This window comes from Desulfosporosinus fructosivorans (assembly GCF_004766045.1).
Classification (GTDB): Bacteria; Bacillota; Desulfitobacteriia; order Desulfitobacteriales; family Desulfitobacteriaceae; genus Desulfosporosinus; species Desulfosporosinus fructosivorans.
In genome coordinates, this window is record NZ_SPQQ01000001.1 from 325195 (window position 1) to 351256 (window position 26062).

Below are 26062 nucleotides of genomic sequence, written 5' to 3' on the forward strand. Positions count from 1 at the left end.
AAATATCAGCTGAGAAATGAGGGGCACATTTTGAAAACTCTAAAAATTCCAGAGGCGACTATTATTCGACTATCAGTCTACTCACGCCATCTTACTGATGTCGATCGAAAAGGGATAATTACCACCTCCTCAGGAGATATTGCTGAGGGAGTTGGCGTTAGTCCTGCGCAAGTACGTAAAGATTTAGCCTACTTTGGAGAGTTCGGAACCAGGGGTGTTGGCTATAATGTCAAAGATCTCCGTCAACATATTCTGAGGATTCTCGGTTTAAGTGTTGATTGGAGTGTCTCCTTGGTTGGAGCAGGACACTTAGGTCTGGCCCTAAGTACCTATAAAGGGTTTAGGGAACGTGGTTTTATCATCACCAGCATTTTTGACTCGGATCCCAAAAAAGTGGGAACTACGGTCGGTGACGTAGTAGTGCTCCCAATAGAGCAACTTGTAGAGGTCGCCAAACAAAACCGCACTCAGATTGGTATTCTGGCTGTGCCAGCAGCTGTCGCACAAGAAATTGCTGACCAGTTGATTAAAGCAGGGGTACAAGCCATCCTGAACTTTGCACCAGTCGTATTGAATGTTCCTCCTGAGATTGAGCTCCGGAATGTGGACCTCGCAGTAAATCTTGAGGTCTTGACATTTAATGTAGGTGCGCAAAGGTTTTAAATGCTTAGCACGTTCTTACCATGGCTAAGGTCGTGCCTAAATTCATATGTTTCAACTCAGCTCCAGAGCAAGTTTTTAACCTGCCCTGGGGCTATCTATGATTGTGTAAGAGAAATCCAGCGGGCATATTTGAAGGAATTGGTGGACATAGTTCGTTAACAGACGAAAGTGAGCAAGAATGAGCCATCTACACTTAACGTGAGGCATAATAATTGGATTTTGTAACTTAAGTAAATTAAGTATCATAGTTTTTATAATATAAATAACAATTTTTATAATATATATAATAACCTTAAGGTGCTAAATTCAGTTTATCTTAGTCAAACGAGTCTACTTTGGGACGTTTATCTTCTGCCATCGAAAATCATGATAGAGAATTTATCGTTAGTTGAACGAGTTCACAGCTTAAACGCTTTTCTGATTTCGCTGTTGTACATCAATAGGTATGTGTCATATAATAGCAGAATAAGAAGTGTATCTAGAGTTCAGACGTAAGGTGCTGGACTAGGCGATACAGGTTGGAAAGTACGCCAGCTACACCGTGTGGGAAAAAGCCCCGTGGTCGGTTCTTAGGAACTAGCCAGGGGGTTTATAGTTTAATTTAGTATAGTTTAGACTAGGTAAAGTAAAGAAGAGATCCTATTACCACTTGTTGCCGTAAAGCCCCTAGCTTCAGCTATGGGAAAATGAGGAAAATATCAAGAGATTTTGTGTTACCAGATTAACGTTTACGTGAAAGAGGGGAAGAAAAATGGATCAAATCCATGAGAAGAAGAAAATCACGATTTACGATACTACGCTGCGAGATGGAGCTCAGGGAGAAGGGATTCATTTTTCAACACAAGATAAGTTAAGTTATGTGAAGCGCATTGAGGAGATGGGAAGTCTTATCGTGGAAGCGGGTTGGCCTGGTGCAAACCCACGAGATGAGGAGTTTTTCCAACAAGTTCGCGACTTGCGCCTGCCCTATGCACGCATCGCTGCTTTTGGAAGTACATGCAAAGTGAACGAATCTCCGCAAAACAGCGAAATCTTGCTCAAACTTTTGGCTTCAGGAGCGGAAACGATCACGATCTTTGGGAAAGCATGGGACCTGCATGTCCGAGATGTCTTGAGGACAACTTTAGATGAAAACTTGCGTTTAATTCGAGAGTCGGTTTCTTTTCTGGTCAGCCAAGGACGGATAGTATTCTTTGATGCTGAACATTATTTTGATGGCTTCAAAGAAAATCCAGACTATGCCTTAAAGTGCATTGCTACAGCCCTTGATGCTGGAGCAAAAATCGCTATATTATGTGACACCAACGGTGGAAGTTTGCCTGGAGAAATAGCCCGAGGGGTGAAGGCAGTAATGGAGGCCTTTGAACTCCAAGAACTAGGAATTCATGTCCACAATGATAGTGGTCTTGCTGTTGCCAATACCCTTGTCGCAGTGGAAGCTGGGGTGACTCAGATTCAGGGGACTTGGAATGGGTTTGGAGAACGCTGTGGCAATGCTAATTTAAGCACTCTCATTCCATTGCTTCAGCTCAAAGGAGACTATACAGTCGTAACGGACACCGCTTTATTAAAAATAACCTCCTTTTCTCGTTTTGTTGCAGAGCTTTCTAATGCACCCTTTGATGAGAAACAACCATATGTGGGTCGCAGTGCTTTTGCCCATAAAGCGGGCATGCATGTGGATGCGATTCTTAAAAACCAACGGACTTTTGAACACATGGATCCTGCTGGGGTTGGAAATGAACGACGTATACTAATTTCAGATCAGGCTGGGAAGGCTAACATTCTAGATCGTTTGAGGCGCTTTGAACCAACGATTCAAAAAGATGACCCGAGGGTTGAGCAAGCCATGACCGAAATCAAAGAGTTAGAGAATAGCGGGTTTCAATTCGAAGCAGCTGAAGGGAGCCTCGACCTCTTACTTTTAAGGATAATCGGAGAGTTAACCACTCCTCCATTTGAAGTCTTAGATTATCATGTCTGGAGTGACCCTTTGCGAGGAGAACTTGATTCTGTCGCTGTGGTCAAAGTCAAAGTCGGTCAAGAATCAGTTCATATCGCATCCGAAGGAAATGGCCCAGTTAATGCCCTAGATACAGCATTACGACAGGCCCTCGTAAGTTTCTTTCCGATTCTCGGGAAAAGTGAGCTAGTTAATTATAAGGTAAGAGTTCTCGACGGTGCTCGAGGAACCGAAGCCATAGTTCGCGTCATTATCGATACTCGACTAGAGCACGAAGTTTGGGGCACGATCGGGGTATCAAAGAATATCCTGAAGGCCAGTGCGCAGGCCTTATTGGATGCCATCAATTGGACGATATACTGTGGAGAGGTTTCGCGACACACCTCCTCGGGCCATGCGGTCGTCGTGCCAAACTAGGGCTTTAATCCTTTCTTGTAAGCGGGCAGGGTTCCCGGCAAATCGGCCATCCTTGGCCGTTGCCGGCGGGAAACATCCTTGTTTCCCGCCCTGCTTTATGAAAGAGGATTAAAGCCGAGTTTGGCTACGACGACCGCAAAGGCGTCGGAGCGTGTGATCGCGGACCCTCTTGGCTGGGAGACGCGGGGGAAGGAAACGCAACACAACACGGCCTGTTTTCCGCGTTGCGGAAAACGCGGAATACACCCATGGACCCTACTGACAATTGGTCGTCGACATACATTCGGAGAAGTTGTATAATGTATACAAAGTACAATATACAAAAGTACGATAATTTAAGGAGATAAAGATATGCGACAAGAAAAGGACTTAATAGGGATTCATGAAGTTCCTGATGACGTGTATTATGGAATTCAAACACTGCGTGCTACAGAAAACTTCCCGATAACCGGGTATCACCCGCATCGAGAATTGATTCGAGCTATGGGAATGGTTAAAGGTGCGGCTGCCGAAGCCAATATGCATATTGGGTCCTTAAGTCCTAAGATTGGAAAAGTTATTGTCGAAGCGTCAAGAGAGATAGTCGAGGGCCTGTTGCACGATCAATTTGTGGTCGATGTGATCCAGGGCGGGGCAGGTACATCCATGAACATGAATGCCAATGAGGTGATCGCTAATCGGGCCATTGAACTACTTGGTGGGGAAAAGGGCGAGTATTTTAAAGTACACCCGAACACTCATGTGAACATGGCCCAAAGTACTAATGATGTTTTCCCCACAGCAATCCGTATTGCGTGCTTGAATGTGGCCAATGACTTGCTGGAAGCTCTCGACCTCTTACGTCAATCTTTCGAAGATAAGGCTCAAGAGTTTGACGGAGTCATTAAGATGGGGAGGACTCATTTGCAAGACGCCGTTCCTATTCGCCTTGGCCAGGAATTTGAAGCGTATGCTCTCATGTTAGGGCGTGATCTTAAGAGAATCAAACAGGCAATACTAGCACTAGAAGTCATGAATATGGGAGCAACAGCGGTTGGCACTGGACTAAATGCTGATCCTGAGTATATAAAGAAGGTGACCCAGCGCTTACGCGAGTGGACGCTGTTACCGATGCGAATTGCCGATAACCTGGTGGATGGTACTCAGAACACAGATGCGTTCATGGAAGTTTCTGGGGCGTTGCGAACCTTAGCCGTCAACCTTTCTAAAATAGCAAATGATCTGCGCCTCATGGCCTCTGGCCCTCGGACAGGTTTTAATGAAATTAGTCTACCATCTATGCAACCAGGTTCCTCCATCATGCCAGGAAAGGTCAATCCAGTGATGGCAGAAGTTGTGAATCAAGTGGCATTTCAAGTTCAGGGGAATGATTTCACAATCGCTTTGGCGTGTGGAGCTGGGCAACTAGAGCTTAATGTCATGGAACCTGTTGTGGTCTTTAATTTGCTACAATCCTTGGACATCCTGCGCAATGTGGCCCGTGTCTTTAGGGACCGCTGTGTCGTAGGCATCACCGCGAATGTCGAACGATGCCGCGTAATGGTGGAAAATAGTGTTGGCATTGTCACGGCTATTAACCCCCATGTAGGTTATGACGTGGCATCAAACGTAGCCAAAGAGGCAATCATATGTGGCCGACCAGTCCGCGACATTTGTCTGGAAAAATGCGTCCTGACGAAAGAGGAACTCGATATAATCCTAAACCCATATGAGATGACCAATCCAGGTATTTCAGGGGCTGCTCTTTTGAAGAGATAAGAACTTGCACAACTTGCACGACTTTCACAAGTTATAGAAAATGCAGAAGAGGCGTAAAGCTTTTTCTGCATTTCTTTGTCTCTCTTCCAAACAGACTCCTCCGGGAACAATTGGAAGTTGTTTGTGCCTATTTATAGAAGATTATGGCTCAATGTCGACTTGCGTAGTAATGGGGAAAATGCTACACTTATACGAAGTTATATGAGAAAAAATGATTTGAACCGATGAGTTCAAGAATAAAATCCCAAGGGATGGAAGGGGGAAAAACAATGGCTGTGGGGCGAAATCCCTCAGGAACAGGGAGAAGCGTTTTGCTCACATTGATCGGTGCTGCTCTTGGAACTTTGGTCGGATTTGGCTTGGAAAAATACGGAATTTTTGCGCCGTTTTTGCGTCCAGCTGTCATCGATGTACCCTCCCATACATACTTGGATTTCTTTTTCCTCTCGCTTTCCTTTGGTTTTCGCTTGAGTATTACTATTGCGACAATATTGGGAGCACTTGGGGGATATTTAATGTCTAGGAAGGTGTAATATGCTCGTACTTGCTTCTTCATCTCCACGGAGGGCTATGTTACTTCGCGAGGGAGGCTACTCCTTTGAGACTATCAAAGCTTCTGTTTCAGAAGAATTGCCAGAGGGAATGAGTCCAGAGACTGGGGTTAGAGAGTTAGCTGTACGCAAAGCCCAAGCCGGTTTAACCCATTGGTTAGATCAGGGGGGGGATATCCAGGATGTTATTATCGGGGCAGACACGATGGTGGTCCTTGACGCTTGCATTTTAGGGAAACCTGAAACACAGGCGGAGGCAGAGGAAATGCTGCAAAGCTTAAGTGGTCGTACCCATGTCGTTTTAACGGGTGTGGCATTGATTTCTGGATCAGGAAAACTCGTTTCGGACGTAGTAGAAACAATTGTGCGTTTTCATCAACTCGGAGTGGATGTCATTAAGGCGTATGTGGCCAGTGGAGAACCGATGGACAAGGCAGGAGCATACGGGATTCAGGGGGAAGCAGGGAAGTTTGTTGAGTCTTTCGAGGGATCATTGACGAATGTCATTGGCTTACCTATGGAAAATCTTTCGGAATATCTTAGGGCGTGGGGGATTGAGCAGACAAATATCGCTTCACGCGAGGTGGATGATGGATTATCTGCGTTTAAAGGATCTACCCGAGGACCTTCTACCACGTGAACGACTTTACCAATTAGGTCCTGAAGCCTTATCTAACCGCGAAATTCTAGCAATTTTACTCCGCACAGGCATCAAAGGAGAAAACGTCTTGAGCTTTGCGGAACGCATTTTAGTAAGTGTTGGTGGACTTTCGGGGTTAGGCAAGCTGACTGTTCATGAGTTATCCCAAATACATGGCTTAGGTAAAGCGAAATCAGCCGAGTTGAAGGCTGCGCTGGAATTAGGACGTCGTTCTGTTTCTGTTGATCCTATGTCTCGACCTATGATTAATTCTCCCCAAGATGTGGCGCATATGGTTATGGAAGAAATGCGTTTTCTTGATCGTGAACATTTCCGCGTTGTCTTTTTATCGACAAAGAATCATGTGTTGGGAATCAGCCCAGTTTCAATAGGCTCTCTTAATTCATCCTTAGTCCATCCCCGGGAGTGTTTTAAAGAAGCTATACGGCGGAACTCAAACGCCATTATTTTATTACACAATCACCCCAGTGGGGATCCAACTCCCAGCCAGGAAGATATTGAAGTAACACATCGCCTAGCAGACGGAGGTAAGATTCTGGGAATAGAGGTCTTAGATCACGTCATTATCGGAGATAATCGCTTTATAAGTTTGAAAGAACGTGGAATCATATAGTCCACAGCGAAACACCAAATTTGGAAGGAGTTTTTAAACAACATGTTTAGTTTTTTTAGCAAGGATTTAGGGATAGATTTAGGAACAGCTAATACAGTGGTTTACGTTAAAGGAAAAGGTATTGTAGTTAGAGAACCCTCTGTGGTATCAATGGACATAACGACTAAGACCCCTCTGGCCGTCGGTGACAAAGCCAAGGAAATGATCGGTCGTACTCCCAGTAATATCATTGCAATTCGGCCCTTGAAAGATGGGGTTATTTCTGACTTTAACGTTACGCAAAAGATGCTGAAATATTTTATTAGTCGAGCACTTGGGACAGAACATCCATTTATACGTCCACGCGTGGTTATTTGTGTGCCTTCAGGGGTTACTCCGGTTGAAGAACGGGCAGTTAAAGAAGCGGCTATGGCAGCAGGCGCAAAAGACCCGATTATCTTAGAAGAGCCTATGGCAGCAGCCATTGGTGCTGGCCTTCCAGTCAGTGAACCGACTGGAAATATGATCGTAGACATCGGGGGAGGGACAACGGAAGTTGCCGTTATTTCCTTGGGTGGGATTGTGACAAGCCGATCCATTCGTGTGGCTGGTGATGAAATGGATGATGCTATTGTCGCTCATATTAAAAGACGTTATAATTTAATGATAGGTTATCGTACGGCTGAAGCTCTCAAACTAGAAATTGGATATGCGTACATGGCAGAACCGGGTACGTTCGTTGTACGCGGCCGAGATTTATTAACGGGACTTCCTAAAACGGTTGAAGTGACCTCAGAAGAAATTCAAGAGGCCCTGCAAGAACCAGTCATGGCTATTGTGGATGCTGTCAAATCGTGCTTAGAAAAAACTCCGCCGGAATTGTCCTCAGACATCATGGACCGAGGCATCATGATGGCAGGTGGGGGCTCTTTGCTACGTAATCTAGACCGACTGATCTCGGATGAAACGAGTATTGCGGTGCATATAGCGGAGGACCCATTGTCATGTGTTGCTATTGGGACGGGGCATGTACTGGAACATGCAGACATCCTTCGTAGAATAGCCGCCTCGCAAAAGAGCTAAGTATAGCGGGGAGGAATTAGGGTGGGGAAAAGATTAAATGGAACGGGAATTGCGGTTCTCGTTTTCTTTCTTTTGTTAAGCGTACTCATTGGAATTCGGTTAACAGGACTGGGGAGTACTTTCCCAAACCCCGTTGGGGGGGTATTGAAGGGTGTCTTGAGTCCGATAGAAAAACAAATTCTGCAATTGGGAAGCGGAATTAAGAATAATACGAAGATAATTTGGGACTTTCGGGAAGTTCAACTTCAGAATGAAGCTCTTCTTAAGAAAATTGACCAGGTAACAGGGGATAATTTACAACTTAAGGAACAAGTTTTGGCAGGTATGAGATTTACGGAGCTTGAACAGGGGCAGTTTCGAAATCCGACGCTTGAGAAGTATGAAAAGGTCGGGGCTAGCGTTATTAACCGTAACCCCACCACTTGGTATCGGACATTGACTCTGAACCGTGGAAGCAAGGATGGAGTTGCCGTTAATGACCCGGTCATCGGTGCTTTGGGACTCATAGGAAAGGTCGTTTCCGTCTCGCCGTCCACCTCGGAAGTCTTGTTGATTCTTGATGGAGAAGGCCAAGTCAGTGCCCTGGTGCGCAGTAGTGCTGGCAATGGGACCTTTGGTATTGTCGAAGGAACCTATAAGCGTGGCTCTCGTTTGACTCCAGAAGGGAATATGCAAATGCTCTTTCGCAGAGAAGACAATGTCAATGCGGGTGACCTTGTCTTGACGGCAGGGATAGGAGGGGTATACCCCAAGGATATCCCGATCGGGAAAGTTCTGGAAATCCAACTCGATCCTACAGGCTTGCTTAAAACTGCTTTTATTGAACCGTTGGTTAACTTTGACAATTTAGAAGAGGCCTATATTGTTAAAATGGCGGTGGGAAAATAATGCGTTATATATTGCTCGCAGTTATGTTCCTTCTGAGCCTGATTTTACCAGGGACGCTCTTTCACTATTGGTCGTGGTCGGGGATTAAGCCTGATTTAGTAATGTTACTCACAATCTATATCGCTATGCACCACCGCCTCTCCTCCAGTATGTTTTGGGGTCTGGGCGCGGGTTTATTAGTGGATTTATATTTGGGACGTTATGTTGGCATGTATACACTTACTCTTGCAGGCGTTGCCTTTTTAAGCTACTGGCTCGCCGAACGCTGGTATCGAGAGAATTTCCTCATAACGACGTTCGTAGTATTTATGGTTACCGCAGTAGGTCAGATTCTGGTCGCCTTTTTGAGTCTAGGGGCAGGACTTCAATGGCCTCTGGGTTATATCACGCGCTTGGTGATTGGAGTAGCATTCTACAATGCAGTCCTAGTTCCGATAACCTATCCATTGATTCATCAGTCATTCCTGAGTGGATGGCTAAGGTATCGACCGAGATATGAGCGATAGGGAGGGTCGCGAGATACTTGTTCAGCCATGCATCGACGTGCCAAACTAGGGCTTTAAACCCCTGATAAAAGAGGGCAGGATTCCCGGCCTATGCGACATCCCTGTCGCAGGGCCGGCGGGAAACGTCCCTGTTTCCCGTCCTGCTGATGAAAGCGGGTTAAAAGCCGAGTTTGGCTACGACGACCGCAAAGGCTTCTCGCCGTATTCTCGCGACCCTCTTCGCTTAACAGGCACGGGGATAAGGCGCTTCCGATGAAAGCGGGTTTAAAGCCGAGTTTGGCTACGACGACCGCAAAGGCATCGGAGTGTGATCGCGGACCCTCCGGGTTGGGAAGATACGAGGAAGAAAGTATACTTATATTGAAGGGAGGTGCACACATTGGATGACAGAGAAAGAAAGCCATATATTGCCCGTATAGTGGGTTTAGGCATCGTAGTGGTTCTTATTTTTTCCATCTTGGGCTTTAACCTTTGGCATTTACAGATAAGCCAAGGATCTTTCTATGCTGCTAAGGCCCAAGGGAACGCCATGAAACTAGTGAAGGTGCCTCCCACACGAGGAGATATCGTCGATCGAAATGGTAAGCTTTTAGTGACGAGTGTTCCAGAGTTCGTACTCAACTTAGACTGGTTGGATTTGCAACTGGCCAACAGCAGTAATTGGAAAGATGTGGTTAGGAAGTTAGCGGGTTACATTGAACCCTACTGGCCTATTCCCAATCAATCCATTGATTCAATTACGGAAGACATCTTGGTCAACATCCAGAATCATCAGTGGGAACGTTATCGTCCAGTCGTAATTCTGGACAATGTTCCTCCAGAACTTCAAGCCAGTATAGCAGAGCATCAGGAGGAACTCCCGGGTGTGAGTGTGGATGCAATACCAGTTCGTGAATACCCCCAAAAAATACTGGCTGGGCAGCTCCTTGGTTTTGTACGTGAGATAAGCGACACTGCGGAAATCGACCAGTTTAATAAGAACCCCGACGCGCAAAAAGCGGGTTTTGAGTATGCGCAGGGAGATATGGTCGGCAAGGATGGGGTTGAGAAGTCATATGACTTCTGGTTGCGCGGGATCGAGGGAGTTCAGCAAATCGAAGTAGACAATAACGCCCGCCCGCTTTCTAAGAAGATTATCACTCCCTCGCAAGCAGGAAAGACAGTCCAACTGACAATAGATGCTGACTTGCAAAAAGTTGTAGAAGATAGTCTTGATGACGTAATAGCAACCATTCAACAGACGAATCCTGCTGCTCATGCTGGAGCGGCCGTGGTGATAGACGTCAATACTGGCAAGATTCTGGCCATGGTTTCTCGGCCTGGAATGGATCCCAACGAATTGACGGGCAGTATTTCTGATGCCATGGTGGATAAGTATTGGCCTCAAGACCCCAAACGTGCCTCACAGGCGGCTTCTCTTAATCGAGCGTTGAGCGGGGTGTATCCTCCAGGATCGGTCTTTAAAATGGTGGTGGCAATGGCCGCGTTAAAACTCAACCTCACAACGCCATATGAACAGATTGATGATAGAATGTCCTCCCTGGGTGACCGCCCCTCACAACAACAAGGTTTTCCTGAGTGGGGAGGGAATTATTTCGGCCTAGTCAACATGTATAAAGGCCTAGCCAAATCTTCGGACATTTATTTTGAAGTAATGGGACGCCGGGTTTTTGATGCCAACACAGAGGTTATCAAACAAATCTCGAATGAATTTGGCTTAGGTGTCGAAAATGGCATCGATTTGCCCGGCGAATCAAAAGGAACTGCACCCTCTGCCGAATGGAAAAAAGCGTATTATGGGCCTACTTACGAGAAATCACGCGATAATAAGTTGGCAACGATTGAGAGTGATTACGCTCCCAAACTGGCCGATGCCGCGGACGCCAAAGCAAAGCAGAAGGTGCAAGCTGCGAAAGACGCAGAGATTAATAAGGTTAATGCTGAATACAAGCAAAACGTCAGTGAGTTTGTCGACTGGAAGGTCTATGATAGTTATAATAATTCCATTGGGCAAGGGGATAACTCCTATAGTCCATTGCAATTAGCCAATTATATATCTACTATGGTAAATGGTGGAAAACGCTTTAGCCCCTATGTTGTCGACAAACTGCTTGATCCAAATACTGGGGAAACAGTTTTGCAAAATGAACCCAAGGTTCTAAACACGGTATCGGTTTCTCCAGAGATCCTAGGTCATACAAAGCAGGGAATGCGTGCCGTAGTCACAGGAAGTGGAACGGAAGAAGGGACTGCTAAATTTATCTTCTCAGATCTATCGGAATTCACAGGCGGGGCTAAGACCGGAACTGCCCAAATTGGTAATGTCAATACGGAATTAGGTGAGGTATTCAATGGGATGTTTGTAGCATTTGCTCCATATGATAATCCTCAAATTGCCTTTGCTGGAGTCGTTGAATCCGGAAAGCACGGTGGAGATACAGCAGGTTACGTCGCCAAAGCCGCTTTTATGCAGTATTTTGGGTGGAAGACCGCGAATGGAAGCTAAAAAACGAGGAATTTTCCTCGTTTTTTCTCAATACTTTTCAATTGTAAAAAGGGAATTGGGACAGGCTTGTAGAATTCATAGATAGCATTCAATTAAAGACTAGTGATGGGGGATTGTGCAGGTTGACACGGACTGAACATGTAGCACTCAAAGGCACTCGTGATGGATTGGTATTGTACCTAGATCCAGCTGCAGACTTTGGGGTGCTAATGACTGAACTCGCTAAGCTATTGAAGAATTCTGTTCAATTCCTGCAAGGTGCAAGTGTACGATGCTATGCTGGGACAAAGGAATATACTGAAGACGAACACGCTAGGTTGGGGACAGCCCTGAGAGAACAACGGTTGGAACTCGTGGGATGGTTGACCTCAGAAGAAGTGGGCGTACCAGGTAAGACTCAAGCCTATGCAACGGAGGACAAAGAAACGCGTCTCTGGGAAGAAGGGATGGTAGAAGGAAGCTGTCTCTTTGTGGAGCGCACACTTCGTTCTGGGAAAAGCGTGCAATTTGATGGTCATGTGGTTGTTCTGGGTGACGTTAACCCTGGGGCGGAAATTATTGCAACAGGTAACATTGCCGTATTGGGTTCCCTTCGGGGGGTTGCCCACGCAGGAGCGACGGGTGAACGAAATGCCACAGTAAGCGCGTACCATTTGGCCCCTACCCAATTGCGTATTGCGGACTTGGTGACGAGGGCACCTGATGAGGAAGACAGTGGGCGGGGTCCAGAAATTGCCAAAATTAAAGATGATCAATTGATAGTCGAAGCGGCTGGTATGAATGGTTGGCGCGGCAAGGCTCGATAGGAGAATAAGTCTATGTGGAAAGGTAGGTCTAAATATGGGTGAGGTAATTGTAGTAACTTCCGGAAAAGGGGGCGTAGGCAAGACAACAACATCTGCAAATATTGGCACAGGACTGGCTGCCGCAGGGCATAAAGTCGTCCTGGTTGATACGGATATAGGTTTGCGTAACCTCGATGTGGTAATGGGACTGGAAAACCGCATTGTTTACGATTTAGTAGATGTGACCAGTGGGAATTGCCGCCTAAAACAAGCACTAATTAAAGATAAACGTTTTACAAATCTTTTTTTGCTGCCAGCTGCACAAACTAAAGATAAAACGGCCGTTAACCCTGAGCAGATGAGGACCTTAGCCATGGAGTTAAAAGAAGAATTTGATTATGCAATCATAGATTGTCCGGCAGGAATCGAACAGGGTTTCCGCAATGCGATTGCCGGTGCGGACCGGGCGGTTGTTGTTTGCACGCCTGAAGTCAGTGCGGTGCGAGACGCCGACCGTATCATTGGCCTTTTGGAAGCAGCTGAGCTGAGAAATCCGAAATTAATCATCAATCGGATCCGTCCTGAAATGGTTAAACGTGGAGATATGATGGATATCTCAGATATCCTAGATATTTTAGCGGTCGATCTTATCGGAGTTGTTCCAGAAGATGAGAGTATTGTTATTTCTACAAATCGTGGAGAACCTGCAGTTATGGATCAAACATCTAAAGCCGGCGAGGCCTACCGACGGATCACAAGACGAATTCAAGGGGAAGAAGTACCACTGATGTCCCTTGATGTGCCCCAAGGAATTATGGATAGATTGAAGAGACTCGTTGGTTTACGCTAACCGTTCGGTACTGAGAGGAGGAATCGTCCTTGTTAGAATTTATCAGCCGAATGCTTGGCAAGGAAAGTGCCTCGAGCAAGTCGGTGGCGAAAGAACGCCTTCGGCTCGTTCTGGTTCATGACCGTACCAGCATTTCGCCTGCCATGCTCAACAGATTAAGAGAAGATTTAATCAAAGTTATTTCTAATTACATGGAAATCGATGAAACGGCACTCGAATTCAATCTATGTCAAGATGACCGCGAAGTGGCATTAGTTGCTAACATTCCCGTCGTTAAGATGAAGCGGGACTACGCTGCCAAGCAATAAGCTAGAGAAACGTAGCGCCAGCGGCAAATGCAAGACAACAAGTGCGAGACAAGGGGACGGTTCTTCTGTCTAAATTTATTTAGACAGAAGAACCGTCCCCCTGTCTTTTTGTCTAAATTATATTTAGACAGGGGAACCGTCCCCCTGTCGCCGGTCCTTTTTCCGATTCATCCTTCGGTCGTCCTTGTTTTCTTGTTTTGGGCTGTGTTCGAGATGTGTTATAATGAGCAAGTATTTGGCTTAATTATTCGACCAAAGGGGAATTAACATGGATAGACGCACGCTGAGAAATCTGGATTTTTTATTTATCTTTATTACGTGTTTGTTACTAATGGCCAGTCTCGTAATATTGAGTACGGCTTCTACTAATGTTCTTAAATCAGACCCGTGGCACTATGTCAAAATGCAAGCTGCTTGGATTATGATCGGTATAGGTGCTGCAGCAGTTCTTGCCGTGATCGATTATGAAAAATGGAGAACCTATCGCTGGTGGATTTATGGCTTTAATATACTGTTACTCTTGATCGTGTTCTTTTTTGGAGCTGATGCCAAAGGGGCGACTCGTTGGATAGCTACCCCATTTGGTTTTAATATTCAACCCTCAGAATTTGCTAAAATCTTCATTATTGTTACCCTCGCGGATTTTCTAGCTGAGCGCAAAGGAAAGCTAAACAATTATAAGGATTTTATCCTGCCGTTTTTGTTCATACTCGTACCCATGCTTCTCATCTTAAAGCAACCTGACCTAGGAACTACCTTGGTTTTTGTAGCGATATTTATCGGGATGATGTTTGTTGCGGGCGCAAACCCTTGGAAATTCGGAGGGCTGTTACTGGGCGGAGCTGTCATTGTTGGGGTAGCGCTCTGGCTCCACTTCTCGACGAATCTACCGGGATGGCTACACTGGGCTGAAGGGCTTCCTCTTCCTATGCACGAATATCAGTTAAGGCGCTTAACTATATTCATGGATCCAGCGGCGGATATGTCTGGAGACGGGTACCATATTATTCAATCGATTTGGGCTATCGGGTCTGGAGGGTTATGGGGAAAAGGATACCAAATGGGAACACAAGGCCAATTGAACTTCCTGCCGGAGCATCACACGGACTTTATTTTTTCCGTAGTTGGAGAAGAATTTGGTTTTATCGGGACGGTCACCTTACTCTTCCTATTCCTGATCTTCCTACTACGCAGTCTTAGTATCGCTTTAAAAGCGCGAGATACTTACGGCATGTTGATCTCTGCAGGTATAGTCTCAATGTATACCTTTCACATTTTAGTTAATGTCGGCATGACCTCCGGGATAATGCCAGTTACTGGAATTCCGCTCCCGCTTATCAGCGCAGGTGGAAGCGCCATGTTGTCCAATATGGCTTCCGTGGGATTATTGTTAAGTGTTAATCTGAGACGTCGCCGACTAATGTTTTAGCTATGAGCTGAAAAACGAACAATGAAAAACGAACAATGAAATACGAACATCAAAATAGAACCGCAAATCGCGGTTCTATTTTTTTTGCCCTTTCATAGATTATTAAGGGGTGTACGAGCCTAAGCGTGGTTCGATGTTCGTGGATAGAGGTTTAAATCGAAGCGAACAGGTTCGCGAGATTTAAAGCCTTAACGTATAATTTCTTTCTTCGATTCGCAGAATCGAATTCACAGATCGAACCACGAACTACGAATATCATGCATCGAAAGTGAGGCAGAGAAATGAATCCTTATGAACGCTGGGATGACTGGGAATGGGAACGGGCAATCCATGAAGTGGGGAAAGAAGCAGGGCGGGGCAAATCTGCACCACGCCTTAATCAGCAACCCGGACGTTCTCAAAGACCTCGACGTCCGGTAAAAGGAGGATGGGATAACTACTTAAAACATTGGAACGGTACTCAGAAGCGCACGATCGTTTCTGCGACGCTATTTTTGTTAATTTTCTTTAGTGCCAACAGTACAGATCCATTTTCAGGTGCCATTCATTCAATTTACCAGAGCGCCATGAACTCAGCTAATTATTACGAATCCTTAAATGGCATGGCTAAAGAAGCTTTGTCCATAGGAGGAGTTGTTAGTAAGAACGTTCCAGTCGATGCGAAGATGAAAGGTCAGTTTTTGCCCCCTATTTCAGGGAAAGTGGTCGCTGAATATGGAGCTAAGGGAGAAGGCGGGAGCAACGCTGTGGGTTCAGTTCATAACGGGATTGATGTGGAGCCACTTCAAAATGCTTTGGGAACCCCGGTGGTTTCGCCCGCAACAGGGGTGGTCACCTCCGTGGGAGAAGATGCTCAACTAGGAAGGATTGTAAAGTTAGATTTTGGGGATGGCTGGACCTCAGTGCTTGGCAATCTTGGAGATATTTCAGTTGTCAAAGGTCAGCGAATTGAGAAAGGCGAGGTCCTTGCGACGGTAGGTCTTTCTGCTCCTTTAAAGAAGCCTTGGTTGCACTTTGAACTGAGGAAAAATAACGTGCCTGTCAATCCTTTACCTTATCTTATCCCGCCAAAATCCTAGGATTATCCTAAAGAACACGTAGGGGTGATTCATGTATTTGTCATAAAGAAGCCCGTACAAAGTGGAAGACAGATATCACCAAAGCACAAAATCTTCGATATATCGAAGATATGTCAAACTTACAACACGTATCCATGAGAACAGAAAAGGGCCGGGATTAAATGAATCACTACACAACCTGCTGTAACCTGCTGTAAAACCTACACGATGAGGAGGAAAAGATGGAACTCTTAAAAATTTACGGAGTGAGCCTCCGAATCCATCCCACATTTCTCGTGGTCTTGGTTATATATGGAGTCCTGGGTTTAGTAGCCCAGGCTCTTCTAGTCTTTGGTCTAGTATTTTGCCATGAATTGGCGCATTTATTGACGGCCAAGGCGTATGGATTTCGAGTGGTGGGACTAGAGTTGTTTCCTTTTGGAGGAGCGGCTTACTGTGATGACCTCTTTGAAGGGCGGAAATTTGAGGAGAGCATCATGGCTTTAGCGGGTCCCGCCTTAAATCTGCTCCTCTTATTTGGAGCCCAAGTGTTAAGGTGGCAGGGGGTGTGGACCGGGGAACTCGCGGAGGATTTTGTGCGGTTTAACTTTTGGCTGGCCACCTTTAATCTGGTTCCCGTTTTGCCACTTGATGGCGGTCGGGTAGCTCGGGCACTCTTTGCAGAAAACTTCGGCTTCGTCCGGACCACGAAATTTCTGGCCTGGGCAGGGAAATGGCTGGGCTTGCTCCTAGCCCTATACGGGATAATTTTATGGGGTACGGGAAAATTTGCCGAAGGTCCTCTGACCTTCATCGTCTTAGGGGGATTCTTTTGGCTGGCTGGCAACAAAGAAATCTCCTCGGCGCATATTATCTTTATTCGGCAACTAACCCGTAAGAAGGAGGACTTGCTGAAAAAGGGGCTAATGCGAAGTCTTTGGGTGACTGTTCATAAAGATACTCCGCTGGTGCGAATTGTTGAGGAGTTTACTCCCGATCGCTACGCTATGATCTCTTTGGCAAACAATGAGATGGGGCTGGATAAGATTTTAACCGAAACGGATGTGGTAGAAGGGATGTTGAGAGAAGGGATTCGTTTTCCAGTGGGGAAACTTTAGGGATATTCTGTTATTTATGATATAATTGAGGTCCACAATGTAGTACAAGGGGGCCTCATTCATACCATGAGTAAATTTACCGCGGCAGAGATACGCCGACAGGTCGAACGGTTTTTACCTAAAGTCTTGAAACCAAGCAGGTACTTAGGATCAGAATGGAACGCGATTAAAAAAGATTGGGATAAAACTGAGGTCCATATGGCCTTCGCCTTCCCAGATGTTTACGAAGTTGGGATGTCCCATTTAGGAACTCGGATTCTCTACCACTTGGTTAACTCCTACCCGGAATTTCTCTGTGAAAGAGTTTTTGCGCCTTGGGTGGATATGGAAGAAACAATGCGGGAGAAAGAAATTCCCCTGTATGCCCTGGAATCGTTTCAACCACTCCAAGAATTTGATGTCGTCGGATTTACCCTTCAATACGAAATGAGTTTTACCAATATCCTAAATATGCTTGATTTGGCGGGGATTCCGATGCGCTCCGAGGAACGCGGGATCGATGACCCTTGGATTATTGCAGGAGGTCCTTGTGCCTTTAACCCAGAACCCCTCGTAGGGTTCATCGACTTCTTTCTCCTCGGAGAAAGCGAGGAACAGCTGCCTGAAGTGCTTCGCCTCATTGCCGAGCAGAAGACCAACCCTCTTCCTAGAAGAGACTTTTTGGTGAGAGTGGCCCAAGTTCAAGGGGTTTATGTTCCGGATTTCTACCATGTATCCTATAAGGACGACGGTCGAATTGAGAGTATTCGGGCTGAAGAAGGCGTGCCAGCGGTCGTTGAAAAAGCCATCGTTGCTGACCTGGATCAGGCTTTTTTCCCGACCAATCCGGTTGTACCTTACTTGGAAATTGTGCATGATCGGATGATGCTTGAAGTCATGCGCGGTTGCTCACGGGGGTGTCGTTTTTGCCAAGCTGGTATGATTTATCGTCCAGTCCGAGAACGTTCTCAGGAAACCCTTCTTAGACAAATGGAGGAGCTAGTGCGTTCTACCGGGTATGATGAGGTTGCGCTCACCTCGCTTTCGAGTGGAGATTATTCGTGTATCCAGCCTGTCATTGAGAGCATCCTAGAGAAGCATGGAGATGACGGAGTTGGGGTATCTCTTCCTTCCCTACGAGTGGACTCCTTCGATGTCAATTTAGCGGAGTCGGTACAGAAGACTCGTAAATCTGGCTTAACCTTTGCACCGGAGGCGGGTTCCCAGCGTTTGCGTGACGTCATTAACAAAGGGGTTACCGAGGAAAATCTCTTAGACGCTGTAGAGACTGCCTTTAAAAAAGGCTGGTCCACCATTAAGCTCTACTTTATGGTTGGATTACCGACCGAGACCCAGGAAGACATCGACGGCATTGTTGATCTGGCCAAAAAAGTCGCCAATCTCGGAACCAAGATGGGGCGCAGAAATATTACGGTGACGATTTCTACAAGTTTCTTTGTTCCTAAACCCCATACACCATTTCAATGGGAACCGCAGGAATCAAAAGCTTCAGTGGATCTTAAGCAAAGATATCTTAGAGAAAAGCTAAGAGATCGCAGATTTAAATATAATTACCATGATGTGAAGACGAGTTATCTGGAGGCGGTCTTTGCTAAAGGTGACCGGCGACTTGCTCCCCTTCTCGAATGGGCAGTGAAACACGGAGCACGTTTTGATGGCTGGGGAGACCAATTTCGCGAAGATATATGGATGGATGCTTTTAAAGAGTTTGGCGTCGACCCACATTTTTACGCCAATCGAGTGATGGATTATGATGACATCTTACCATGGGAGCATTTAGGGAGTGGCGTCACAAAACAGTACTTGGTAAGTGAACATCACCGAGCATTGCATGAAGCTAAAACAACCGATTGCCGACATGACGAGTGTTCAGGATGTGGAATATGTCAGGCTAGAGGGGTTCAGATTATCTTGAAAGGGTGAGTGGCATGCGGCTAAGAATCGCCTATACTAAAGTTGAAGATGCGAGGTATATCGCACACCTTGACCTTACGCGTGTATTTGAACGTGCGGTCCGACGGGCTGGTATCGCCATGTCCTATACGGAAGGTTTTAATCAGCGTCCCAAAATCTCCTTCGGCTTCGCCTTAGCGGTGGGGACTGAAGGGGAACGAGAGTACGTAGATATTGATATTCAACGCGACCTGGATCTGGGAGAGGTACTCGGGCGCATTCAGGAGCAATTGCCTCCTGGAATCCGACTGTTGCAAGGGCGTGCTCTCACCCAGGGAGCTAAACCCTTGATGGCGGTCCTTAATGCGGCTAGCTATAGGATTCGCATTCTGATGGCTTTGCCGATTCTGCCGGAACGTTTGCAAGAGGCAGTCGGGGATTGGCTTGCCCGGGAGCAGGTGGTTTATTCACGCTATACGAAAAAAGGGCCTACGGACAAGGATATCCGGCCGTGGGTCAAGCGTTTAGAGGGAGAAATCCATGGGGACGAAATTGTCTTCGAGCTGGAAGTAGAGATGGGTAATTCCGGAAGTGTTCGCCCGGAGGAAGTGCTCGCTAGTCTCAGGGAACTTGAAAATTTACCGCTTGATATGGAGGAAATTCATATTAAACGGACGGGTGTGCATGTGAGTTACTTGGGGCAAAATAGCTCGCCTTTGGAGCATGATGGGTTTGTGCAGCTAGCTGAGTAGGGCGGCTTGGTGAACTCTAGGCTCGAGGCTCGATTTACCGTTTCTGGGGTGAGAGGGTCGCGAGCACACTTGTTCAACCATGCGTTCGTCTGCCAAACTAGGGCTTTAAATCCTTTATGCAAGTAGGCAGGATTCCCGGCCTATGCGACGTCCCTGTCGCAGGGCCGGCGGGAAACATCCCTGTTTCCCGTCCTGCTGAAGAAAGCGGATTTAAAGCCGAGTTTGGCAAGACGACCGCATAGGTTTCACGCCGTGTGATCGCGCCCCTCTCTCATGAATGAAGGTAGCAAATCTCGCCTCTCAGCTTTGGAGTTGAGCTGCGCCGCTGGGCTGGGAACGAACAGAATGAACAGAACGAACGGAGCGGAGCGGGAACGACGTGGACATGCTTTCTGAGCATGCGGCATCTCTGAATCGATGCTGGGCTTGGGTTTAGGTGAGCGTTTTAACAGGACGAGTTTGCTTAGGTTCTTGCTTAGTTTTTACTTATTTAAGCTGATTATGGTTACGCTATGGCAGGGGAGGTGTATTAACGCAAATGAAACATGATAGCCCAGGCAAGGAAATCGTCCTTCAATCTCACTCTCAAAAGCTCCGTGCAGCTGTTTTTGAACATGGCGATTTGACGGAAGTGTTCGAGGAAGAGGGTGGCTCGTCTAATTTGGTGGGAAATATCTACCGAGGGCGAGTTGAGAATGTTCTTCCGGGTATGCAGGCTGCGTTTGTCGATATCGGGCTGGATAAGAACGCGTTTCTTTATGTCGGCGATGCAGTCCTGTCACATTTTGATGAGGATGACAAGCCTACTTCAGTTGAATCTGTTCGAATTGAGCACGTCCTTACCTCTCGTCAAGAACTCTTAGTTCAGATTATTAAAGAACCGGTCGGTACGAAGGGGGCGCGCATTAGCGTTAACTTAACCTTACCTGGTCGGTATGTTGTGCTTCTTCCTCAGGTGAGTTATATCGGCGTTTCCCGAAAGATTACGGACAATGATGAACGGGTGCGTTTGCGAGACCTGGCGGATCAGTCCAAGCCTGAGGGCATGGGTGTCATTATCCGAACCCTCGCTGAAGGGATTGACGGGGAAGAGATTGCAGACGATATTTCTCAGCTTGTGGCGATATGGCTAGCCTTACAACCGAAAATTCCGCATGTTTCTGTACCTGGTCTTGTTCATAAGGATGTGGATTTAGTTGCTCGACTTGTCCGCGACTGGATTGATCATGACGTGGAAAAAATCACGGTTGATCAGGAAGAAACTGCTCAAATATTGCGTAAAGCCTTGCATAATATTGAACATCCAGCGGCTAAACATATTCACGTTGTCACGTCGGATAACCTCTTTGGCCAGTATGGTGTGGATGACGAAATCCGCAAAACCCTGCGCCCCAAAGTCTGGTTAAAGAGCGGTGGCTATCTGGTGATTCAACAAACAGAAGCACTGATCGTAATTGATGTAAATACCGGGAAATATGTAGGTCAACGTTCCCTTGAGGAGACGGTGGTCCATACGAATTTGGAAGCTGCCGGTGAGATTGCCCGCCAATTGCGCCTTAGGAACCTTGGGGGGATTATCATTATCGACTTTATAGATATGACCTCGAAGGAAGATCAACAACAAGTGATTGAAGTGTTGGAGGCGGCCTGTGCGAAGGATAAGACAAAGTCCCAGGTTCTAGGGTTAACTCAACTGGGGCTTGTGGAAATGACCCGGAAAAAAGTGGGTCAGACTTTGGCGGTGCGGTATACAGCTCCCTGTCCTACTTGTGATGGGAGCGGGAGGGTTTAAACCTCTTGCCTATATATTAACATTATAGTACAATGATAAAAGTGATAAAAATGATAAAGGCAAACTCGGCGAAAGCTGAGGACGCAAAGCCACGAGTCTACAGCCTCAGCGGGGGCCAAGATAGTCGGGTTGCTGTAAATAAGGGTAAGGTACGTAGTCCCTGTTTTGGCAACACCATAACAGGGTTATTTTCATTTTTTTTGGACATCGACGTCTTCATAGTTAGGCTAAACGAGGACTCCGAAGTGCACAAGAAAAAATGTAAAAGTAAAACTGTTGTTTAATGTCGCATATTGTAATATTATTATACAATAACTCACTCAAAAGAAGGGGGCAGGCGCTTAATGGCCTTACCATGGCATAAGCTAAATCACAAGAAACAGAACTATTATATTATTCTAGCGACAATACTCTTAGCCGTGGTTACTGTTGGGGTTGTATATCTGATAAATATGAAATAACTGAAGCAAAAGAGAGATAAAGAAAGATATAGAGAGATAAAAAGGCTTGGAACCCCAGTGGAAACACATCGGGTTTCAAGCCTTTTTGGTGCGTCAGTCTTGATAATTAATAGGGGATAAAAGTCCACTAATGAGGCTTGTAGGGGCCAATTTAGGCGGTCGAAAATTGTTGAAATTAAGTAGAAAATATTTACAATTTAAATAAATTCTTGCAGGAAAAAAATTTAAGCTGGCGAAGTAGTAGAAAGTTATATCTACTAAGGGGGCTACGTCAGAACATATAGATAACTGGTCTTATTTCCCATCCCATCCCCTTCGCCTAGAGGGCGAATACAGAACGAGGAGGCTAAATCATGAGTAAAAAAACAAAACAAAAGCTGATCAACGGTTGTATGGCAGCAGCCTTTGTATTGTCATCAACCCTTACCCCTGTCCTAGCGAACGCTGCAGACTCTAATGTGACCAGAATTGGTGGATTTGACCAGTACGCAACAGCAACCTTAATGGCCCAAAATGGCTGGACGGGAACCAGTGATAGTGTCGTGCTCTCAGCCGGACAGAACTACGCCCTTGTAGACGCCCTTGCAGCCGGCCCTCTAGCGGCTAAGCTAAAAGCCCCTATTCTCTTAACGGATAATGGAACAATGTTAAATGCTTCGGCTAAAGCGGAATTACTTCGTCTAAAACCTAAAAAGGTTTATATTACAAGTGGCACAGCGGTCATTAAACAATCCGTTCTTGATGAAATCAGCGCTATGGGTATTACCCCAGTTCAACTCGGCGGGTATGACCAATACGAGACCTCGGTCAACATCGCCAAAGAAATGGCCAATCAGGGCGTCGATATTTCCCGAGTCGTCCTTGCGGCTGGTTGGTTAAGCCCAGCAGATGCTCTGTCCATTGGGCCGATTGCTGCTGCTCAGGGAATGCCTATCTTGACCACTTCCCAGGGTCAGCTTCCTGACTCGGTTAAGACTTATCTTGACAGTATCAAGGCAAAGGTCACGGATTCCTATGTTGTCGGTGGAACGGCTGTAGTTTCAGATGCAGTCAAAGGACAATTGACAGGAAATGTAAAGAGATATTTTGGACAAACAAAGTATGACACGAACGTCGAAATCCTGAAGGGTTTTGCCAAAGAATATAAAAATGACAAAGTGTATGTTGCCAACGGGGAAACCTTGGTCGACGCTTTAGCCGTAGTACCTCTTGCAGCAGCAAGTGGATCTCCCGTTGTGCTTGTTCATCAACAATTAGACAGCTCCACCAAGGAATTTGTGAAGTTGAATATGTCAACCGATGACATGGTTGCTATTGGTGGCGAAGTGGTTGTTCCTACAGCCGGGATGAATGCCCTCACCTCTGAGGTTGCATATTCTACGGACGATGCTACTGTAGGTTCAACAGATCCTGCGGCTCCGCTTGTCCTGACGGATAACGTCAAGATCACGGGAGATAACGTAACCTTGAAAAATGCAAAAACGGATTACAGCGTTTATGTCAAGGGAGATAAAATCACGCTAAGCAATCTAACCGTCAAAGGAACGGTCTTTGTGGATCCCGGTGACGCTGGCTCAGCAACGCTAGACGGCGTAACTGCCACTAACATTGTAATTCTCTCTGGAGCCTCCAAGAGTATTATCCTGCAAAACACAACAGCGGGAGTTCTCACAGTGGACAGCAGCAGCAACGTTCATGTTGTGGCTAACGGAACCACGACAATTGGGGACACAGTGGTTCGCTCTTTCACCATCCTAGACGCTAATGGCGGTTCTCTGGGTGAAGTATTCATCACCAGCACGCCTGGCCAGAACCCAGTTGTTGAGTTGCGGGGGACCTTTACCGAGCCGGTTGTTGTCACAGGTGCGGTTACTTTGAAAGCAGCAGCAGGCGCAGTCATTCCATCCGTTGTGATTGACACGGAAAATCCTGGGCAGGTAGTCACTTTAGATGGACAATTTGCGTCCGTTGAAGTTAATTCAACGGGTGAAGTGGTCCTGGCAGAGGATACAGACATTCAATCCATGAAGGTTACTGCACTCGTCGAGATTACGATTCCAAGTACTTCGAGTATTGCTAGCTTAGATGCGGGATCAACGGGTACCCTTGTCAGCGGTGGCGGAAATGTTAATAACCTGCCAACAACTTCAATCCCAAGTGCTCCGCCATCTTCGGGAGGAAGCTCGGGAGGAAGTTCTGGTGGAAGCTCTGGTGGAACAACATCATCTACTAAAATCGTTGACTTTACTATTAAAAATGGTGCTTCCAATGTAATATCAACTGTCACGGTAAATGGAACGAGTGGCACGGCTGGGCTTACCCAACTCCCTAATAGCCAATTGATTACGGCTATTGATATTACAGCCAGTCCGGCAGATGGTACCCTAGAACTAACAAGTTTTTCATCCCCTTTGATGGGTAAAATAAGCTTTAATAAATCATTTGATTTAGGTACTAGTAGTTCGATAACTATGTCTGACCTTCTTGGGAGTGCGATCAGTGGTGGAAATGTTAGTTTAAGTTCTCTGCGAGACTTATTTGGCTCGTATGTGACGTTTAATGGCACACTCACTAAATCTGGATACACGTCAAGCTCAATTAGTCTGAGATTAAACTTAACAGATTCTATTACTACTCCAGAAAATGAGTGGGCTACATTGACTGTCAGTGGTCACGTAATCACCGCTGATATAATATCTGGTAAAGCAGATAGTTCTCTAAGTACTATGGGACTCAAAAATCTGCTGACCTCTTCGGGTAACGTCCTGCCATCCTCCGTGAGTACGAACAAAAATGATTGGTATAGTCCACTTAGCGAAAGTGGGGATATTAAAGCTGCAATCGCAACGCTTTGTGGCGTTACTACTTGGGGAGACGCAAAAATTGGTCAACTCATAGATGAAGAAATTTATTTCAAGGATAATAGTGGCACAATTTGGACGATAAAATTTAAGGCATAAAATGCTGGACTGTCTAGTCTGACCTATGAAGATGCAAAACATGTATAGTGCAAAGAACCGACTGCTTCAAGCGGTCGGTTCTTTAGTAAGGGAATAGCATTCTTTTGATAGTTTGGCATACGGTAAGGTGGAAGTTGCTGAGTACAATGCTGTTAATACGCACTCAATAAGTAGTTATCGAACCGTTTTAACACTTCTGCAGCAAACACCTCGTACCCCTTATCATTAGGATTCACACCATCTGCCAATAACTCAGATAGGGGAGTTGGATCGTTAATAAAGGCCGTCCACAGGTCAATCACTGGAAGCTGATGTTTAAGTCCTAAATCAAGAATGATTTTTCGATAAAGGAAAAATCTGTTATTCTCAGCAGTATCTTTAACAGGCGGTTCTACAACTAAAAAGAGGTCTGCATGCGGGCTTTTCGCTTTCAGTTCAACGAGAAGTTGTTCATATTTCTGCTTAAACTCAGTAAGTCTCAACTTACCGACATCCTGGTGACCTAGGCATAGGACAATAAGGTCAGTATCTTGTGTTGCTATGGGCACGAGGGTTAAGACATCATTGATGGAGGCTCCCGCGCTAGTCTTGAAGTACCATTGAATAGTACCGGAGTATTTCCTATGTAAATCGTTGGACACTAAGGTTGACCAGCCCAAAAGGTCTTTGTTCGAAGCACCGTTGCTCTCAGCGATAGAATCTCCGAGTATAAGGGCATTAACGGTTGTAGATTCTCTTAGTCTAGTCAACCCCCGGGGTATGACTGAAGTGACTGTCGCTTGCTCGCTTTTGCTAGAACCTGCTATAGTTTCTGTCGTTACCGGTTTTGCTACACTGATCGGGGAGGTTTGGTCTAAGGTATACTCGGGTTTGTCCCCTCTATTAAGAGCCCAAAATACGCCAATAACGAGAGACGCTAGGATTAAGGCGAATGAAATAATATATAGTTCAGTTTTAGCTGTGATTCTCATCAGATATGTCTCCTCCCAAAATAGGCATAGGTGGATCAATTTTCCATCAGATAGTAGTATTCGACATACAATATCTTATTTCCCTTCTAGAGATCAA

At 46.0% G+C, this 26062-nt stretch carries 23 protein-coding genes and 1 riboswitch; of the genes, 22 read left to right on the forward strand and 1 reads right to left on the reverse strand.

The features are described from left to right. Positions 1-30: 30 nt before the first annotated feature. From E4K67_RS01530 to E4K67_RS01635, 22 genes are all read left to right on the forward strand, one after another. Positions 31-663 (forward strand): redox-sensing transcriptional repressor Rex, encoded by a 633-nt coding sequence (locus tag E4K67_RS01530; RefSeq protein ID WP_135544643.1) that lies wholly within the window; start codon positions 31-33, stop codon positions 661-663. A gap of 751 nt (positions 664-1414) precedes the next feature. Next, on the forward strand, positions 1415-3043 hold the full coding sequence (gene cimA / locus E4K67_RS01535; protein ID WP_135544644.1) for a citramalate synthase: 1629 nt from the start codon (positions 1415-1417) through the stop codon (positions 3041-3043). A 120-nt stretch (positions 3044-3163) separates the two neighbouring features. Beyond that, entirely contained in the window at positions 3164-3343 is a 180-nt protein-coding gene (locus E4K67_RS01540; RefSeq protein WP_135544645.1) for a hypothetical protein, read from the forward strand. Positions 3344-3394: 51 nt separating this feature from the next. Further along, the gene (aspA, locus tag E4K67_RS01545; RefSeq protein ID WP_135544646.1) at positions 3395-4801 is read left to right on the forward strand and encodes an aspartate ammonia-lyase; all 1407 of its coding nucleotides are present in this window, start codon (positions 3395-3397) and stop codon (positions 4799-4801) included. Between the two features lie 269 nt (positions 4802-5070). Then, a complete protein-coding gene (locus E4K67_RS01550) occupies positions 5071-5334 on the forward strand; it encodes a DUF4321 domain-containing protein (protein WP_135545142.1) in 264 nt (87 codons plus the stop codon). Position 5335: 1 nt separating this feature from the next. Then, positions 5336-5992 (forward strand): Maf family protein, encoded by a 657-nt coding sequence (locus E4K67_RS01555; RefSeq protein WP_135544647.1) that lies wholly within the window; start codon positions 5336-5338, stop codon positions 5990-5992. Then, complete coding sequence (gene radC, locus E4K67_RS01560; RefSeq protein WP_135545143.1) at positions 5943-6626, forward strand: RadC family protein; 684 nt, start codon at positions 5943-5945, stop codon at positions 6624-6626. Before E4K67_RS01555 ends, radC begins: the two co-directional genes overlap by 50 nt. A gap of 42 nt (positions 6627-6668) precedes the next feature. Then, a complete protein-coding gene (locus E4K67_RS01565; RefSeq protein ID WP_135544648.1) occupies positions 6669-7688 on the forward strand; it encodes a rod shape-determining protein in 1020 nt (339 codons plus the stop codon). 21 nt (positions 7689-7709) lie between these two features. Then, positions 7710-8576, forward strand: a complete 867-nt coding sequence (mreC, locus tag E4K67_RS01570; protein WP_135544649.1) for a rod shape-determining protein MreC — start codon at positions 7710-7712, stop codon at positions 8574-8576. Beyond that, on the forward strand, positions 8576-9082 hold the full coding sequence (gene mreD / locus E4K67_RS01575; protein WP_135544650.1) for a rod shape-determining protein MreD: 507 nt from the start codon (positions 8576-8578) through the stop codon (positions 9080-9082). Before mreC ends, mreD begins: the two co-directional genes overlap by 1 nt. A 379-nt stretch (positions 9083-9461) precedes the next feature. After that, entirely contained in the window at positions 9462-11588 is a 2127-nt protein-coding gene (gene mrdA / locus E4K67_RS01585) for a penicillin-binding protein 2 (protein ID WP_135544652.1), read from the forward strand. Between the two features lie 122 nt (positions 11589-11710). Beyond that, a complete protein-coding gene (gene minC / locus E4K67_RS01590) occupies positions 11711-12394 on the forward strand; it encodes a septum site-determining protein MinC (RefSeq protein ID WP_135544653.1) in 684 nt (227 codons plus the stop codon). Between the two features lie 34 nt (positions 12395-12428). Then, a complete protein-coding gene (minD, locus tag E4K67_RS01595) occupies positions 12429-13223 on the forward strand; it encodes a septum site-determining protein MinD (RefSeq protein ID WP_135544654.1) in 795 nt (264 codons plus the stop codon). A 29-nt stretch (positions 13224-13252) separates the two neighbouring features. Next, positions 13253-13531, forward strand: coding sequence for a cell division topological specificity factor MinE (gene minE / locus E4K67_RS01600; RefSeq protein ID WP_135544655.1), 279 nt, complete (start codon positions 13253-13255; stop codon positions 13529-13531). A gap of 268 nt (positions 13532-13799) precedes the next feature. Continuing rightward, positions 13800-14960 carry a rod shape-determining protein RodA gene (gene rodA / locus E4K67_RS01605; RefSeq protein WP_135544656.1) on the forward strand — a complete coding sequence of 387 codons (1161 nt, stop codon included), beginning with the start codon at positions 13800-13802 and terminating at the stop codon, positions 14958-14960. A gap of 281 nt (positions 14961-15241) precedes the next feature. After that, positions 15242-16039 carry a murein hydrolase activator EnvC family protein gene (locus E4K67_RS01610; protein WP_135544657.1) on the forward strand — a complete coding sequence of 266 codons (798 nt, stop codon included), beginning with the start codon at positions 15242-15244 and terminating at the stop codon, positions 16037-16039. A gap of 221 nt (positions 16040-16260) precedes the next feature. After that, positions 16261-17136: a M50 family metallopeptidase gene (locus E4K67_RS01615; protein WP_135544658.1), complete on the forward strand. Its 876-nt coding sequence runs from the start codon at positions 16261-16263 to the stop codon at positions 17134-17136. A 66-nt stretch (positions 17137-17202) separates the two neighbouring features. After that, positions 17203-19059: a TIGR03960 family B12-binding radical SAM protein gene (locus tag E4K67_RS01620; protein WP_135544659.1), complete on the forward strand. Its 1857-nt coding sequence runs from the start codon at positions 17203-17205 to the stop codon at positions 19057-19059. 5 nt (positions 19060-19064) lie between these two features. Beyond that, the gene (locus tag E4K67_RS01625) at positions 19065-19781 is read left to right on the forward strand and encodes a TIGR03936 family radical SAM-associated protein (protein ID WP_420841511.1); all 717 of its coding nucleotides are present in this window, start codon (positions 19065-19067) and stop codon (positions 19779-19781) included. 116 nt (positions 19782-19897) lie between these two features. Beyond that, positions 19898-20023 carry a hypothetical protein gene (locus tag E4K67_RS31000; RefSeq protein WP_274594821.1) on the forward strand — a complete coding sequence of 42 codons (126 nt, stop codon included), beginning with the start codon at positions 19898-19900 and terminating at the stop codon, positions 20021-20023. 296 nt (positions 20024-20319) lie between these two features. Further along, on the forward strand, positions 20320-21573 hold the full coding sequence (locus E4K67_RS01630) for an Rne/Rng family ribonuclease (protein WP_135544661.1): 1254 nt from the start codon (positions 20320-20322) through the stop codon (positions 21571-21573). A 48-nt stretch (positions 21574-21621) separates the two neighbouring features. Next, a riboswitch (cyclic di-GMP riboswitch) is annotated at positions 21622-21710 on the forward strand. Between the two features lie 677 nt (positions 21711-22387). After that, positions 22388-24994: a cell wall-binding repeat-containing protein gene (locus tag E4K67_RS01635; protein ID WP_135544662.1), complete on the forward strand. Its 2607-nt coding sequence runs from the start codon at positions 22388-22390 to the stop codon at positions 24992-24994. A gap of 152 nt (positions 24995-25146) precedes the next feature. Here the strand turns inward: E4K67_RS01635 and E4K67_RS01640 are convergent, their stop codons facing one another. After that, positions 25147-25965, reverse strand: coding sequence for an SGNH/GDSL hydrolase family protein (locus E4K67_RS01640; RefSeq protein ID WP_243454295.1), 819 nt, complete (start codon positions 25963-25965; stop codon positions 25147-25149). Positions 25966-26062 lie beyond the last annotated feature (97 nt).

Bases quoted from the DNA above. Each gene is read 5' to 3' on its own strand.
- radC (WP_135545143.1), top strand. From the start codon at position 5,943: ATGGATTATCTGCGTTTAAAGGATCTACCCGAGGACCTTCTACCACGT.
- E4K67_RS01635 (WP_135544662.1), top strand. From the start codon at position 22,388: ATGAGTAAAAAAACAAAACAAAAGCTGATCAACGGTTGTATGGCAGCA.
- mreD (WP_135544650.1), top strand. From the start codon at position 8,576: ATGCGTTATATATTGCTCGCAGTTATGTTCCTTCTGAGCCTGATTTTA.
- E4K67_RS01610 (WP_135544657.1), top strand. From the start codon at position 15,242: ATGAATCCTTATGAACGCTGGGATGACTGGGAATGGGAACGGGCAATC.
- E4K67_RS01565 (WP_135544648.1), top strand. From the start codon at position 6,669: ATGTTTAGTTTTTTTAGCAAGGATTTAGGGATAGATTTAGGAACAGCT.
- E4K67_RS01615 (WP_135544658.1), top strand. From the start codon at position 16,261: ATGGAACTCTTAAAAATTTACGGAGTGAGCCTCCGAATCCATCCCACA.
- E4K67_RS01630 (WP_135544661.1), top strand. From the start codon at position 20,320: ATGAAACATGATAGCCCAGGCAAGGAAATCGTCCTTCAATCTCACTCT.
- E4K67_RS01620 (WP_135544659.1), top strand. From the start codon at position 17,203: ATGAGTAAATTTACCGCGGCAGAGATACGCCGACAGGTCGAACGGTTT.
- rodA (WP_135544656.1), top strand. From the start codon at position 13,800: ATGGATAGACGCACGCTGAGAAATCTGGATTTTTTATTTATCTTTATT.
- minD (WP_135544654.1), top strand. From the start codon at position 12,429: ATGGGTGAGGTAATTGTAGTAACTTCCGGAAAAGGGGGCGTAGGCAAG.
- aspA (WP_135544646.1), top strand. From the start codon at position 3,395: ATGCGACAAGAAAAGGACTTAATAGGGATTCATGAAGTTCCTGATGAC.
- E4K67_RS31000 (WP_274594821.1), top strand. From the start codon at position 19,898: ATGCAAGTAGGCAGGATTCCCGGCCTATGCGACGTCCCTGTCGCAGGG.
- E4K67_RS01550 (WP_135545142.1), top strand. From the start codon at position 5,071: ATGGCTGTGGGGCGAAATCCCTCAGGAACAGGGAGAAGCGTTTTGCTC.
- cimA (WP_135544644.1), top strand. From the start codon at position 1,415: ATGGATCAAATCCATGAGAAGAAGAAAATCACGATTTACGATACTACG.
- E4K67_RS01640 (WP_243454295.1), bottom strand. From the start codon at position 25,965: ATGAGAATCACAGCTAAAACTGAACTATATATTATTTCATTCGCCTTA.
- E4K67_RS01625 (WP_420841511.1), top strand. From the start codon at position 19,065: ATGCGGCTAAGAATCGCCTATACTAAAGTTGAAGATGCGAGGTATATC.
- E4K67_RS01555 (WP_135544647.1), top strand. From the start codon at position 5,336: ATGCTCGTACTTGCTTCTTCATCTCCACGGAGGGCTATGTTACTTCGC.